This window comes from Acidimangrovimonas sediminis, assembly GCF_002871005.1.
GTDB lineage: Bacteria > Pseudomonadota > Alphaproteobacteria > Rhodobacterales > Rhodobacteraceae > Acidimangrovimonas > Acidimangrovimonas sediminis.
In genome coordinates this window covers 1-12,416 of the sequence record NZ_PHSN01000023.1, presented here as the reverse complement: position 1 = coordinate 12,416, position 12,416 = coordinate 1, and the positions used below count along the sequence as shown (strand labels likewise).

The following is a 12,416-nucleotide window of genomic DNA, read 5'->3' as shown; positions in this document are numbered from 1 at the left end:
AACGCGTCGCGAAAGGTAAGGAAGCGCGCATGTTCTTGACGGTACTGCAGGTGGCCCTCGGCGGGGCGATCGGGGCCTCGCTGAGGTATCTCGCGGGGGTGTGGATCGGCCACAACTGGGGCCATTGGGTCTTTCCGATGGGTGTGATCGCGGTGAATATCCTCGGCTCGTTCATCATGGGGGCGCTGGTGGTGTTCCTTGCGCATCGGGGCCTGACGCATTGGAACGCGCTTCTGGCGACGGGCTTCCTCGGCGGCTTCACCACCTTCTCGTCGTTCTCGCTGGAGACGTGGCGGCTGATGGATACCGGGCGCTTCGATCTGGCCATCACCTATGTCGGGCTGTCGGTCGTCGTCTCGGTCATCGCACTGATCCTCGGGGTTCACGGCATGCGCGCCGCGCTGGGGCCGATGCCGCAATGAGCGGGGTCCAGTTGCTCACCGTTTCGACCGATGAGGGCGAGCAGCGGCTCGACCGTTGGCTGAAGCGGCGGTTTCCGCAAGTCACGCAGGGCCAGGTCGAGAAGATGTGCCGCACCGGCCAGCTGCGGGTCGACGGCGGCCGGGTGAAGGCCTCGACCCGGGTCGAACCGGGGCAGGAAGTGCGCGTGCCGCCCTTGCCCGACAGCGATGCGCCGAAGCCCGATCGCGCGGTGCAGATCCCGGATGCGGACGTGAAGATGATCCAGGACGCGGTGATCTATCGCGACGACCATATCATCGTGCTGAACAAGCCGCCGGGCCTGCCCAGCCAGGGCGGCAGCGGGCAGGGTGCGCGCCATGTCGACGGCCTGGCCGAGGCGCTGAAGTTCGGCCGGGCGGAAAAGCCCGCGCTGGTGCATCGCCTCGACAAGGACACCTCGGGCGTGCTGCTGCTGGCGCGTGCGCCGCGCATCGCCCGCGCGCTGGGAGAGGCGTTCCGCCACCGCAACACGCGCAAGATCTACTGGGCCGCTGTCGCCGGCGTGCCGCATCCGAAGATGGGCACGATCCGCTACGGTCTCGTGAAGGCGCCCGGCCGCGGCCGGGGCGGCGAGGGCGAGAAGATGATCTGCATCCACCCCTCGAAGATCGACGAGACCGAGGGCGCCAAGCGCGCCACCACCGATTACGCCGTGCTCGAGGCGCTGGGAACGCGGACGGCGTGGATGGCGCTGGTGCCGATCACCGGGCGCACCCATCAGCTGCGCGCCCACATGGCGGAGTTGGGGCACCCGATCGTCGGCGACGGCAAGTACGGCGGCTCGGGGCAGGAGAACCCGGGCGATGGCTGGGGCGCCCAGCTGGGTGGAGAGATCAGCCGCAAGCTGCACCTTCACGCCCGCCAGATCACCATCACCCACCCGATCACCAAGCGCGAGATGACCTTTGTCGCGCCGCTGCCGGATCACATGAAACGCACGTGGAAGACGCTTGGCTGGAACGAGGCCGACGTTCCCGCCGATCCTTTCGTGGAGGAAGAATGACCGACCCGTTTCGCCTTGTGATCTTCGACGTCGACGGGACGCTGGTCGACAGCCAGGCGCAGATCCTGGCCGGGATGCGCGCGGCCTTCCTGTCGAGCGGGATGGAGCCGCCGCCCGACGCGGCGATCTATGGCATCATCGGCCTGTCGCTGGAACGCGGAGTCGAGGTGCTGGCGCCGGGGCTGTCGCCGGGCGACTACAAGGCGCTGATCGAGGGCTACCGCGCCTCGTTCCTGTCGGGGTCCGACGTGGCCCCGCTGTTTCCCGGCGCGCGCGAGGTGGTCGAGGGGCTCGGGGCGCGCGACGATATCCTGCTGGCCATTGCGACGGGCAAGTCGCGTCGAGGGCTCGACAAGGTCATGGCCGGGCACGACATCGGGCGTCACTTCGTCTCGGTCCAGGTGTCCGATCACCATCCCTCGAAGCCGCATCCCTCGATGATCGAGGCGGTGCTGTCGGAAACCGGCGTGCCCGCGCCGGCCGCGGTGATGATCGGCGACACCGATTACGACATCGAGATGGGGCGCAACGCGGGCGTGGCCACGATCGGCGTGACCTGGGGCAACCACCCGCCCGAGCGGCTGACGGTGGCCGGGGCGGATGTGGTAATCGACGATTTCGCGCAGCTCTCCGCCGCGCTTGACCGGATCTGGGGCGCCTGATGGCGGAATGGGCGCCAAAGCGGTTCTGGAAACAGGCCGAGGCCGACCCGGTGCCGGGCGGCTTTGCCGTGCGGCTGGACGGGCGGCCGGTGAAGACCCCCGCCAAGGCCGCGCTGGTGGTGCCAACCCGCGCGCTGGCGGATGCCATCGCCGCCGAGTGGGACGCGCAGGAGGAACGGATCGACCCCGCGGCCATGCCTTTCACCCGTTCGGCGAATGCCGCGATCGACAAGGTGACGCCGCAGTTCGACGACGTGGCGCAGATGCTGGCCGATTACGCCGATGCCGACCTGCTGTGCTATCGCGCCGAGGGGCCCGAGACGCTGATCCGGCGGCAGGCCGAGGGTTGGGACCCGCTGCTCGACTGGTCGGCGCGGGCGCTGGCGGCACCGCTGGTGCCGGTTGCGGGCGTGATGCACGCCCCCCAGCCGGGCGACAGCCTGCGCGCGCTGGGTAACCGGGTCTTTGCGCTGACGCCCTTCGAACTGACCGCGTTTCACGACCTGGTCACGATCTCCGGCTCGCTCGTGATCGGCCTGGCGGTGGTTGACTGCCACCGCCCCGTGGCCGAGCTGTGGGAGGCCAGCCGCATCGACGAGGCCTGGCAGGAAGAGCTGTGGGGCAGCGACGAAGAGGCCGCCGAACGCACCGAGAGCCGCCGGAAGGCCTTCTTTCACGCGGCCCGGCTTCTCGACCTGCTGGCGGGCTGAGTCCCGCCGATCCCGCCCCCCGATCGTCTCTGGATTCCGGCCCCCGTGGGCCGGATTGCCTGTTCGTTGACCAGATGGCGCGAAATCGGTCCGTTTCGGACTGTTTGCTTGACCTGACCCCCGGATTTTGACCAGACTGCGTTCACTCGGGGTAACAAATCCTTGATATTTGCAACCGGCCCCGTGCGGGCCGCCCAAGGCCGCCGAAAAGGTGGCAGATCAGGAAGAGGTAAAGATGAAGACAACCGTATTTCTCGGCATCGCGGCCTCCGCCTGCCTGATGGCCGGTGCGGCCTCGGCGGGGACGCTGGACGATGTCAAGCAGGCGGGCGAGCTGAAATGCGGCGTGACCACCGGTCTTGCCGGTTTTGCCGCGCCTGATTCGAATGGCGTCTGGCAGGGCTTCGACGTCGATTACTGCCGCGCCGTCGCCGCCGCCGTCCTGGGCGATCCGACCAAGGTGAAATTCGTTCCGACCACCGGCCAGACCCGCTTTACCGCGCTCGCCTCGGGCGAGGTGGACATGCTGGCGCGCAACACCACCTGGACCTTCTCGCGCGATGTCGACCTGAAGTTCACCTTCGTCGGCATCAACTACTACGACGGTCAGGGCTTCATGGTGCCGAAGAAGCTGGGCGTGTCCTCGGCCAAGGAACTGGACGGCGCCACGGTCTGCATCCAGACCGGCACCACGACCGAGCTCAACCTCGCCGACTACTTCAAGGCGAACAACATGAAGTACGAGCCGGTCCCGATCGAGACCAACGCCGAGGCGCAGCAGCAATTCCTTGCCGGTGCCTGCGACGTCTACACCACCGACCGTTCGGGCCTTGCCGCGACCCGCGCCACCTTCGCCAAGCCCGACGATTACGTCGTGCTGCCGGAAGTGATCTCGAAAGAGCCGCTGGGGCCGCTGGTCCGCCAGGGCGACGACCAGTGGGCCGATGTGGTGCGCTGGGTCTCGAACGCGCTGGTCGAGGGGGAAGACCTCGGCATCACCTCGGCCAACATCGAGGAACTGTCGAAGGGCACCAACAACCCCGAGATCAACCGCATCCTCGGCACCGATCCGGGCTTTGGCAAGATGCTGGGCCTCGACGAGCAATGGGCCAAGCGCGCGATCGCCGCGAACGGCAACTACGGCGAGATCTTTGCCGCGAACCTGGGCGAGTCGACCCCGATCGGCCTGTCGCGCGGTCTGAACGCGCTGTGGACGCAGGGCGGCCTGCAGTACTCGCCGCCGTTCCGCTGATCTGACCCAGCGGGGGGCGCGCGCCTGTGTGCCCCCCGTCACTCGACGACAACAGGCAGACCAACCGCACCCGACCGGCACGATAAAGCCGGCACAGAACAAGCAAACGCGGTGGTTCCCAGGGGGATTCCAGACATGGCCGACGTGACCACGCCGCCGAAAGACGTCTTTCGGCTGAGCATGCTCATCTACGATACCCGGTACCGGTCGCTGACCATCCAGGCGATCTTCATGATCCTGTTGATGGCGGGCGCGGCCTGGCTGGTGGACAATACGATCCACAACCTTCACGCGCTGGGGAAGGATTTCAACTACTCCTTCCTGTGGTCCCGCGCGGGCTACGACATCAATCAGCACTTCATCGAATACAACAACGACGACACCCATGGCCGGGCCATGCTGGTGGGCCTGATGAACACGCTGTTCATCGCGCTGATCTCCTGCGCGCTGGCCACGGTGTTCGGCGTCGTCGCGGGGGTGCTGAGGCTTTCGAACAACTGGATCGTGCGCAAGCTGATGTCGATCTACATCGAGGCCTTTCGCAACATCCCGCTCCTGATCTGGATCCTCGTGATCTTTGCCGTGATGACCGAGGCGATGCCGGCCCCCAGCGCCTTCCGCGGCGAAAACCCCACCTCGTCGATGTGGTTCGGCGCGGTGGCGGTGACCAACCGCGGCGTCTACTTCCCCGAGCCGCTCTTTTCGCGCAGCCTTGGCAATATCGACCTGGGCATCTTCTACGTCTCGACCGACCTGATCGCGATACTGATCGTGCTGGCCGCTTCGATCTATGCCTACCGCCGTCTGGGCCGCCATGCGGAGAAGGTGCAGAACGCCACCGGCGTGCGCCCCGTGACATGGTGGAAGTCGGCGCTGATTCTGATCGCGCCCGTCCTGGTCCTGCTGATCGCCCTCGGCTTTCACCTTGGCTACCCGGCGCTCAAGGGGTTCAACTTTCAGGGCGGCATCCAGGCCCGCAACTCGCTGATCGCATTGTGGCTGGCGCTGTCGATCTACACCGGCGCCTTCATCGCCGAGATCGTCCGTGCCGGCATCCAGGCCATCTCGCGCGGGCAGTCGGAGGCGGCCTTCGCCCTTGGCCTGCGGCCCAGCCGGACGATGAACCTGGTGATCCTGCCGCAGGCCCTGCGGGTGATCATCCCGCCGATGATCTCGGAATACCTCAACATCACCAAGAACACCTCGCTCGCCATCGCGGTGGGGTACATGGACCTGCGGGCCACGCTGGGCGGCATCACGCTGAACCAGACCGGGCGCGAGCTTGAGGCGATGCTGCTGATGATGGGGATCTACCTTGCGATCAGCCTGATCATCTCGGGGGTGATGAACCTCTACAACCGCAGCGTCAAACTGAAGGAGCGGTGAGATGGCGGATACCGAACACGAATTCGTCCGCAGCCAGATGCTTCCGGCGCTGGCGCCGCCGTCCAGCCAGGTGGGCGCGGTACGCTGGATGCGCGAGAACCTGTTCTCGGGCTGGGCCAACACCGCGCTGACGCTGATCTCGGCCTATGTGGTGATCCATTTCCTGTGGGGGATGGCGCCGTGGTGGCTGCATGCGGTCTGGAACGCCTCGTCGCTGCCCGATTGCCGCAAGATCATCCAGACCGACTTTGGCCCGCATGCCGAAGGCGCGTGTTTCGCCGTGGTCCACGAGCGCTGGAAGCAGCTGCTCTACGGCTTCTACCCTGATACCGAATACTGGCGCCCGAACCTTGCGCTGATCCTGATGCTCGCCGCCATCGCGCCGATCCTGTTCAGCCATCTGCCGCGCAAGCTTCTGGCCTTCTCGGCGCTCTACCCGTTCATCGGCTACTGGCTGATCTGGGGCGGCACGATCTGGTTCCCGGTCTCGGCGCTTCTGGGGTTCGTCATCGGCGGCGTGGTGTTCAAGCTGCTGGCCGAGAAATCCGCCGTGGTCGCCGCCGGTGCCGGTATCGTCATCGCCGCGCTGTGGTGGATGTTCGGCGAAAGCTGGCTGGAGGCGGCGCTGCATGCGGCGCTGCCGATCTCGCTCCCATCGGTGGAGTCGCGCGACATCGGCGGGTTCCTGTTGTCGATCATCATCGGCGTCTCGGGGATCACGCTGTCGTTGCCGCTGGGGGTTCTGCTGGCGCTGGGTCGGCAGTCGAACATGTTCTTCATCCGCTCCGTGTCGATCGGGTTCATCGAGTTCATCCGCGGCGTGCCGCTGATCACGCTCCTGTTCACTGCCTCGCTGCTCTTGAACTACTTCCTGCCGCCGGGCACGAACTTCGACCTGATCCTGCGGGTCGTGATCATGGTCACCCTCTTTGCCGCGGCCTACATGGCCGAGGTGATCCGCGGCGGCCTTGCCGCCCTGCCGAGGGGCCAGTACGAGGCCGCGGATGCGCTGGGGCTGGATTACTGGAAGGCGCAGCGACTGATCATCATGCCGCAGGCGCTGAAGATCTCGATCCCCGGCATCGTCAACACCTTCATCGGTCTCTTCAAGGACACGACGCTGGTGGTGTTCATCGGCCTCCTGGACCCGATCGGGTTCATCAACGCGATCCGCGCGACCTCCGAATGGAATGGCATCTACTGGGAGCTCTATATCTTCGTCGGCGCCCTGTTCTTCGTCTTCTGCTACGGCATGTCGCAATATTCCATGTATCTCGAGCGCAAGCTGCGTACCGACCACCGCTAGGAGCCCGCCCATGACACCCATGTCAGATGCCATGCCGGAAATCGCCACCGATCGTCAGGTCGACCGATCCAAGATGACGGTCTCGGCCGAGGTCGCGGTGCAGATCGAGAAGATGAACAAGTGGTACGGCCAGTTCCACGTGCTGCGCGACATCGACCTCACGGTGCACCGCGGCGAGCGCATCGTCATCGCCGGGCCCTCGGGCTCGGGCAAGTCGACGCTGATCCGCTGCATCAACCGGCTGGAGGAACACCAGGCCGGCAAGATCGTGGTCGACGGGATCGAGCTGACCAACGACCTGAAGAACATCGACAAGGTGCGGTCCGAGGTGGGGATGGTGTTCCAGCACTTCAATCTGTTTCCGCACCTGACGATTCTGGAAAACTGCACGCTGGCCCCGATCTGGGTGCGCAAGACGCCCCGGAAGGAGGCGATCGAGACGGCGATGCACTTCCTCGAGAAGGTGAAGATCCCCGAGCAGGCCAACAAGTACCCCGGCCAGCTGTCGGGGGGTCAGCAGCAGCGCGTGGCGATCGCCCGGTCGCTGTGCATGCGGCCGCGCATCATGCTGTTCGACGAACCCACCTCGGCCCTCGACCCCGAGATGATCAAGGAGGTGCTGGACACCATGATCAGCCTTGCCGAGGAGGGGATGACGATGCTTTGCGTCACCCACGAGATGGGCTTTGCCCGCCAGGTCGCGAACCGGGTGATCTTCATGGACCAGGGCCAGATCGTCGAGCAGAACGAGCCCGAGGAATTCTTCCTCAACCCCAAGAGCGACCGGACCAAGCTGTTCCTCAGCCAGATCCTCGGGCACTGATCGTCATAGGGTGCGTTCAGACCCACCCTAGATGTTCGCGGCGCGGGCATGGCCCGGCCAAGGCGCTGCTTGACAGGTTCCGCGAAAGCGGCAGGTTGAGGGCGATACCGCAGCCCGAGGGAGGAAGGCCATGGAACTGACCAACACGCAGGTGATCGCGGCCCCGCGAGAAGACGTCTGGGCGGCGATCAACGATCCCGAGGTGCTCAAGCGCTGCATCCCCGGGTGCGAGGAGGTGACGCGTACCTCCGACGAGGAGATGGATGCGAAGATCACGTTGAAGGTGGGACCGGTGAAGGCCTCTTTCACCGGCAAGGTAATCTACGAGAACGTGGTGAAGCCCGAAAGCCTGACGTTGTCGGGGCAGGGTTCCGGCGGGGTCGCGGGGTCGGCCAAGGGATCGGCGAACGTGACGCTCAAGGAGGTGCCGGAGGGGACGGAACTGTCCTACGAGGTGAACGTCGCCATCTCGGGCAAGATCGCACAGCTGGGGTCGCGGCTGATCAACTCTACCGCGAAGAAGCTGACCGGCCAGTTCTTCGACAACCTCGAAAAGGAATTCGAGAGCGAGGAGGGCTAGGGGCGCCTCGTCTCCCCTGGCGCCCGGGCGACCAGCCCGGGCAGCGTATTTCAGGAACAATGAAAGAGGAGAGGCGGGGGGCCTTAGCCGGCGCGCATGTTCGAGCGGCGCGAGATCCAGTTCCAGCTGGTCTGGCACATGTCGTCGAGGTCGCGCGCGACCTCCCACCCCAGAAGCGCCCTGGCTTTCGACGGATCGCCGTAATAGCAGGCCAGGTCGCCCGCGCGGCGCGGTGTCACCTTGTAGGGCAGGTCGCGCCCGCAGGCCCTGGAGTAAGAGGCCAGCATGTCCATCACCGAATAGCCCTTGCCGGTGCCGAGGTTGACGATGTGGCTGTCGCCCCCGGCCATCAGCGCGTCGAGCGATTTCACATGGCCCTCGGCGAGATCCATCACGTGGATGTAGTCGCGCACGCCGGTGCCGTCGGGGGTGGGGTAGTCGTTGCCGAAGATGTTGAGTTCAGGCAGTTCGCCCACCGCGACCTTGGCGATGTAGGGCATCAGGTTGTTGGGGATATCCTGGGGATCCTCGCCGATCAGGGCGCTGTCATGGGCGCCGGCGGGGTTGAAGTAGCGCAGGATGCCGTGGCGCCAGCGATCGTCGGACCCCGCGGCCTGGGTGATGATCTGCTCGCCCATCAGCTTGGTCAGCGCATAGGTCGAGGCATAGCCCAGCGGCGCGCTTTCGGGGATCGGCCAGTCTTCGGTCTCGGCATAGACCGTGGCGGAGGAGGAGAAGACGATCTTGAACACGCCCGCATCGCGCATCGCCATCAGGAGGTTCACGAGGCCGGTGCAGTTCGTCTCGATGTATTCCAGCGGGATCTTCTGGCTTTCACCCACGGCCTTCTTGGCGGCGAAATGCACCACGGCGTCGATCTTGTGGGCGCGGAAGACCTCGGCCACCGCGGCCTTGTCGAGGACATCTGCGCGGTGCAGCGTCACCGGCGCGCCGGTGATCACCTCGAGCCGGTCGGGCACGTCGTCGCGGGCATTGGCGAAATTGTCGAGGATCACCACCTCGTAGCCCGCGCGCTTCAGCGCGACATAGGTGTGCGAGCCGATGTAGCCCGCGCCGCCTGTCAGAAGAATGGTCCCGCTCATGTTCAAGTCTCCCCTGCCGGGTGCCGTGCCCGGCCGATCCATGTGCCCTCAGACGAGGCGCGCTTTCTTCCCGTCTAGCCGCTGCGCTGCCGCCGGGCCAGCCCCGGTGCCGCGAACATCCCCCGGCGCAGGAAACAGAGTGTCGACAATCGTTGGTGAAAGGCCCGGATCACTGCATCGTGACGCCGCATTTCGGCCCTGATCCGGCGGCAGGTTGTCAGCAAGGCCCCGGGACGTAAGACCCGACGAAAGGATATGAAGATGCGACTGACCCACCTCCTGCTTTCGCTGTTCCGCCGCAAGAGCGGTGAGCCGGACACCAGGTTCGAGCTGCGTCTGCAGGCCCTCGGCAGCCCGTCGCCGCGCCGTCAGGTCCGCACGCAATCGCCGTTCAAAAATCAACCGTCACGCCAGGCAGCCTGATCTCGGCCATCAGGTCGCGCACCTCCTGACGGGCGGCGATGTTCGACAGGTTCAGGTTCTCGATGCCGATGTCGCGCAGGTCGAGCAGGGTGAGACCGCGGGGGAACAGCTCGCGGAAGATCACCCGCTCGGAGAAGCCGGGCGCGACGCGGAACCCGATCCGGCGCGACAGGTCGTCGAGCGCCTTTCCCACCTTCTTCTTGTTGTGCATCTGCTGCGCGCCAAGACGGTTGCGCAGCACGATCCAGTCGATCGGCTTGAGGCCGGCCTGGGCGCGCAGCTGACGCGCGCTCCACACCATTTCCGAATAGATCGACGGGCCGAGGACGCGGCCGTCCTCCGGGTCGGTGCGGGCAAGAAGATCGAAGTCGATGAAGCTGTCGTTCAGCGGCGTGATCAGCGTATCTGCCAGCGAATGGGCGACCTGGCTGAGGCGGGTGTGCGAGCCGGGGCAGTCGATCAGGATGAAATCGGATTTCGCCTCGAGGGTCGAGACCGCGGCGGAAAGGCGGTGGTCGTAGACGTTCTCGTTCGGGCCGATCTGGGCGCGGTCGATCTCGGGCAGGTCGCGGTAATCGGGGGTGGGCAGGTTCAGCCCCTCGCGCGCGGAGAAGGCGCGGCGGTTCTCGACATAGCGGCCGAAGCTGCGCTGGCGCAGGTCGAGGTCGAGCGCGCCGACCTTGTGGCCCATGCGGCAGAGCGCGGTGGCGACATGCATGCAGGTGGTCGACTTGCCCGATCCGCCCTTCTCGTTTCCGACGACGATGATGTGCGCCACGTTACTGTTCCCGACCCTGTTGCCCGTAAATTCGCCGGGGCAAGCCCCGTCACAATGGCGCGTCACCTGCGCATCATTCCACTATATGTGGGGGGAACCTCCATGAAAAGTGGTGTGCAAGGGGGCGGACGCAATTTCCCGGGGGAGTCGCCGGAAGGGCACGGGAAGGGCAGGGGCGGGGCGTTGGCGGGACAGTCCCCGCCTTTTCTGCTATGCCTCCCGCGGGAAATGCAGAGAAGGGGCCGGCGATGACCGTGACCAACGAGGCGGAGCTTGACGGGCTGAAGGAGATCGGGCGGATCGTCGCGACCGTCCTGCGCGACATGGCCCGGGCGATGGAGCCAGGCATGACCACGCTGGAGCTGGACGAGATCGGCCGCGCCGGGCTGGAGCGCGAGGGCGCGCTGTCGGCACCGCAATCCACCTACGGCTTTCCCGGCGCGACCTGCATCAGCGTGAACGAGGAGATCGCGCACGGGATCCCGGGGCCGCGGGTGATCTGCACCGGAGACCTGGTGAATATCGACGTGTCTGCCTCGAAGAACGGCTATTTCGCGGATACCGGGGCAAGCTGGACGGTACCGCCGGTGCCGCGCATCACCGAGCGGCTGTGCCGCGACGGTGCGCAGGCGATGAAGGTCGGCATCGCCGCGGTCGGGGCGGGCAAGCCGCTGTCGGGGATCGGCACGGCGGTGGGGCGCTTCGCCTCGGCGCGCGGCTACACCCTGATCCGCAACCTGGCCAGCCACGGCGTCGGCCGCGCGCTGCACGAGGAGCCGGGCGAGATCGCCACCTGGCCCGACAGGCGCGACCGGCGGCGCATCGGCCGCGGGCTGGTCCTCACGGTCGAGCCCTTCCTGTCGCGCGGCGGCCTGCGGGCGGTCGACCGCGATGACGGCTGGACGCTCTACAGCCGGCCCGCGGCCCGGGTCGTGCAGTACGAACATACGGTCGTCGCAACCGATCGGGCGCCGATCATCGTGACGCTGCCGCGGTAACGGCAGCCCCCGTCCGGCAAACGAAAAGGGCGCCCGCAAGGGGCGCCCTGTCCGATGTCGCTGGAAACGGCTTCAGAAGCCGAGGCCCGCGTACTTGTTCTTGAACTTCGACACGCGGCCGCCCGTATCCATCAGCTTGGCGTTGCCGCCGGTCCAGGCCGGGTGCGCCGAGGGGTCGATGTCGAGCGACAGGGTGTCGCCTTCCTTGCCCCAGGTCGAACGCGCCTGGTAGGTCGAGCCGTCGGTCAGCTTGACCTCGATCATGTGGTAGTCGGGGTGGATGTCTTTTTTCATGATCGCGCTCCTCAGGCTTCGGCGCTGGCTTTTTTGGGCTTGTAGGTCGTGTCCTCGGCGATCCGGGCCGACTTGCCGCGGCGGGCGCGCAGGTAGTAGAGCTTGGCGCGGCGGACGCGGCCACGACGGACCACTTCGATCGACTCGATGTTGGTCGAGTAGAGCGGGAAGACCCGCTCGACGCCTTCGCCGAACGAGATCTTGCGCACGGTGAACGAGGCGGCCAGCGTGGCGCCGCCCTTGCGGCTGATGCAGACGCCCTCATAGGCCTGCACGCGGGTGCGGGTGCCTTCGGTCACCTTGTAGCCGACGCGCACGGTATCGCCGGCCTTGAAATCCGGGATGGTCTTGCCGAGCTCAGCAATCTGCTCGGCTTCGAGTTCAGCGATAAGGTTCATCGCCATGTCCTTTCCTGACGTCGCGGTTGTCCCGCGGATTGATGCCGCCTCAGAGCTCTCGGTCTTCTTCCGGGTCCGCGTGGCCTTCGCAAGGGAAGGGGCGCCCGCCAGAGGTTCAGGTCGTCTTCTGTTCAGCCGCCGGGCCCGCGTGTCGGAGATCGAAGCAGATCTCCACGGGCAATACCGAACGGGTCCGTCGCCGATTCCGGCCCGGACCCGCGCCTGATACGGCCAAATA

General features: G+C 66.1%; 15 protein-coding genes. 11 read left to right on the top strand and 4 right to left on the bottom strand.

The window, feature by feature from the left end:
- The first annotated feature begins 29 nt into the window (after positions 1–29).
- The 9 genes from crcB (at position 30) to CVV76_RS19300 (ending at position 8,184) form a co-directional block, all read left to right on the top strand.
- On the top strand, positions 30–422 hold the full coding sequence (gene crcB / locus CVV76_RS19340; protein WP_102226339.1) for a fluoride efflux transporter CrcB: 393 nt from the start codon (positions 30–32) through the stop codon (positions 420–422).
- On the top strand, positions 419–1,465 hold the full coding sequence (locus CVV76_RS19335) for an RluA family pseudouridine synthase (protein ID WP_102226338.1): 1,047 nt from the start codon (positions 419–421) through the stop codon (positions 1,463–1,465). The genes crcB and CVV76_RS19335 overlap by 4 nt, the downstream gene beginning before the upstream one ends.
- A complete protein-coding gene (locus CVV76_RS19330) occupies positions 1,462–2,127 on the top strand; it encodes an HAD-IA family hydrolase (protein WP_102226337.1) in 666 nt (221 codons plus the stop codon). The genes CVV76_RS19335 and CVV76_RS19330 overlap by 4 nt, the downstream gene beginning before the upstream one ends.
- A complete protein-coding gene (locus tag CVV76_RS19325; RefSeq protein ID WP_102226336.1) occupies positions 2,127–2,837 on the top strand; it encodes an ATP12 family chaperone protein in 711 nt (236 codons plus the stop codon). The genes CVV76_RS19330 and CVV76_RS19325 overlap by 1 nt, the downstream gene beginning before the upstream one ends.
- Positions 2,838–3,072: 235 nt before the next feature.
- Positions 3,073–4,089 carry an amino acid ABC transporter substrate-binding protein gene (locus CVV76_RS19320; protein ID WP_102226335.1) on the top strand — a complete coding sequence of 339 codons (1,017 nt, stop codon included), beginning with the start codon at positions 3,073–3,075 and terminating at the stop codon, positions 4,087–4,089.
- A 135-nt stretch (positions 4,090–4,224) separates the two neighbouring features.
- Complete coding sequence (locus CVV76_RS19315; protein WP_102226334.1) at positions 4,225–5,475, top strand: amino acid ABC transporter permease; 1,251 nt, start codon at positions 4,225–4,227, stop codon at positions 5,473–5,475.
- A gap of 1 nt (position 5,476) precedes the next feature.
- On the top strand, positions 5,477–6,781 hold the full coding sequence (locus tag CVV76_RS19310; protein WP_102226333.1) for an amino acid ABC transporter permease: 1,305 nt from the start codon (positions 5,477–5,479) through the stop codon (positions 6,779–6,781).
- 31 nt (positions 6,782–6,812) lie between these two features.
- On the top strand, positions 6,813–7,604 hold the full coding sequence (locus tag CVV76_RS19305; RefSeq protein WP_102226375.1) for an amino acid ABC transporter ATP-binding protein: 792 nt from the start codon (positions 6,813–6,815) through the stop codon (positions 7,602–7,604).
- A 130-nt stretch (positions 7,605–7,734) separates the two neighbouring features.
- On the top strand, positions 7,735–8,184 hold the full coding sequence (locus tag CVV76_RS19300) for a CoxG family protein (RefSeq protein WP_102226332.1): 450 nt from the start codon (positions 7,735–7,737) through the stop codon (positions 8,182–8,184).
- 83 nt (positions 8,185–8,267) lie between these two features.
- On the opposite strand, the gene galE is transcribed toward CVV76_RS19300, so the two are convergent.
- Positions 8,268–9,287 carry a UDP-glucose 4-epimerase GalE gene (gene galE, locus CVV76_RS19295; RefSeq protein WP_102226331.1) on the bottom strand — a complete coding sequence of 340 codons (1,020 nt, stop codon included), beginning with the start codon at positions 9,285–9,287 and terminating at the stop codon, positions 8,268–8,270.
- 261 nt (positions 9,288–9,548) lie between these two features.
- Here galE and CVV76_RS25005 point away from each other — a divergent pair, with 261 nt between their 5' ends.
- On the top strand, positions 9,549–9,710 hold the full coding sequence (locus CVV76_RS25005) for a hypothetical protein (RefSeq protein ID WP_158243196.1): 162 nt from the start codon (positions 9,549–9,551) through the stop codon (positions 9,708–9,710).
- Here CVV76_RS25005 and CVV76_RS19290 read toward each other — a convergent pair.
- The gene (locus CVV76_RS19290) at positions 9,679–10,488 is read right to left on the bottom strand and encodes a division plane positioning ATPase MipZ (RefSeq protein WP_102226330.1); all 810 of its coding nucleotides are present in this window, start codon (positions 10,486–10,488) and stop codon (positions 9,679–9,681) included. The two genes, CVV76_RS25005 and CVV76_RS19290, sit on opposite strands and share 32 nt — an antisense overlap.
- A 248-nt stretch (positions 10,489–10,736) precedes the next feature.
- On the opposite strand from CVV76_RS19290, the gene map reads away from it, so the two are divergent.
- Positions 10,737–11,486 (top strand): type I methionyl aminopeptidase, encoded by a 750-nt coding sequence (gene map / locus CVV76_RS19285; RefSeq protein WP_102226329.1) that lies wholly within the window; start codon positions 10,737–10,739, stop codon positions 11,484–11,486.
- 72 nt (positions 11,487–11,558) lie between these two features.
- On the opposite strand, the gene rpmE is transcribed toward map, so the two are convergent.
- Positions 11,559–11,780 carry a 50S ribosomal protein L31 gene (gene rpmE / locus CVV76_RS19280; RefSeq protein WP_102226328.1) on the bottom strand — a complete coding sequence of 74 codons (222 nt, stop codon included), beginning with the start codon at positions 11,778–11,780 and terminating at the stop codon, positions 11,559–11,561.
- A gap of 11 nt (positions 11,781–11,791) precedes the next feature.
- Positions 11,792–12,178, bottom strand: coding sequence for a 50S ribosomal protein L19 (gene rplS, locus CVV76_RS19275; RefSeq protein WP_102226374.1), 387 nt, complete (start codon positions 12,176–12,178; stop codon positions 11,792–11,794).
- Positions 12,179–12,416 lie beyond the last annotated feature (238 nt).

What these genes read in the sequence shown, in the direction of transcription:
- crcB (WP_102226339.1), top strand. Translation starts at nt 30, where the DNA reads ATGTTCTTGACGGTACTGCAGGTGGCCCTCGGCGGGGCGATCGGGGCC.
- CVV76_RS19335 (WP_102226338.1), top strand. Translation starts at nt 419, where the DNA reads ATGAGCGGGGTCCAGTTGCTCACCGTTTCGACCGATGAGGGCGAGCAG.
- CVV76_RS19330 (WP_102226337.1), top strand. Translation starts at nt 1,462, where the DNA reads ATGACCGACCCGTTTCGCCTTGTGATCTTCGACGTCGACGGGACGCTG.
- CVV76_RS19325 (WP_102226336.1), top strand. Translation starts at nt 2,127, where the DNA reads ATGGCGGAATGGGCGCCAAAGCGGTTCTGGAAACAGGCCGAGGCCGAC.
- CVV76_RS19320 (WP_102226335.1), top strand. Translation starts at nt 3,073, where the DNA reads ATGAAGACAACCGTATTTCTCGGCATCGCGGCCTCCGCCTGCCTGATG.
- CVV76_RS19315 (WP_102226334.1), top strand. Translation starts at nt 4,225, where the DNA reads ATGGCCGACGTGACCACGCCGCCGAAAGACGTCTTTCGGCTGAGCATG.
- CVV76_RS19310 (WP_102226333.1), top strand. Translation starts at nt 5,477, where the DNA reads ATGGCGGATACCGAACACGAATTCGTCCGCAGCCAGATGCTTCCGGCG.
- CVV76_RS19305 (WP_102226375.1), top strand. Translation starts at nt 6,813, where the DNA reads ATGCCGGAAATCGCCACCGATCGTCAGGTCGACCGATCCAAGATGACG.
- CVV76_RS19300 (WP_102226332.1), top strand. Translation starts at nt 7,735, where the DNA reads ATGGAACTGACCAACACGCAGGTGATCGCGGCCCCGCGAGAAGACGTC.
- galE (WP_102226331.1), bottom strand. Translation starts at nt 9,287, where the DNA reads ATGAGCGGGACCATTCTTCTGACAGGCGGCGCGGGCTACATCGGCTCG.
- CVV76_RS25005 (WP_158243196.1), top strand. Translation starts at nt 9,549, where the DNA reads ATGCGACTGACCCACCTCCTGCTTTCGCTGTTCCGCCGCAAGAGCGGT.
- map (WP_102226329.1), top strand. Translation starts at nt 10,737, where the DNA reads ATGACCGTGACCAACGAGGCGGAGCTTGACGGGCTGAAGGAGATCGGG.
- rpmE (WP_102226328.1), bottom strand. Translation starts at nt 11,780, where the DNA reads ATGAAAAAAGACATCCACCCCGACTACCACATGATCGAGGTCAAGCTG.
- rplS (WP_102226374.1), bottom strand. Translation starts at nt 12,178, where the DNA reads ATGAACCTTATCGCTGAACTCGAAGCCGAGCAGATTGCTGAGCTCGGC.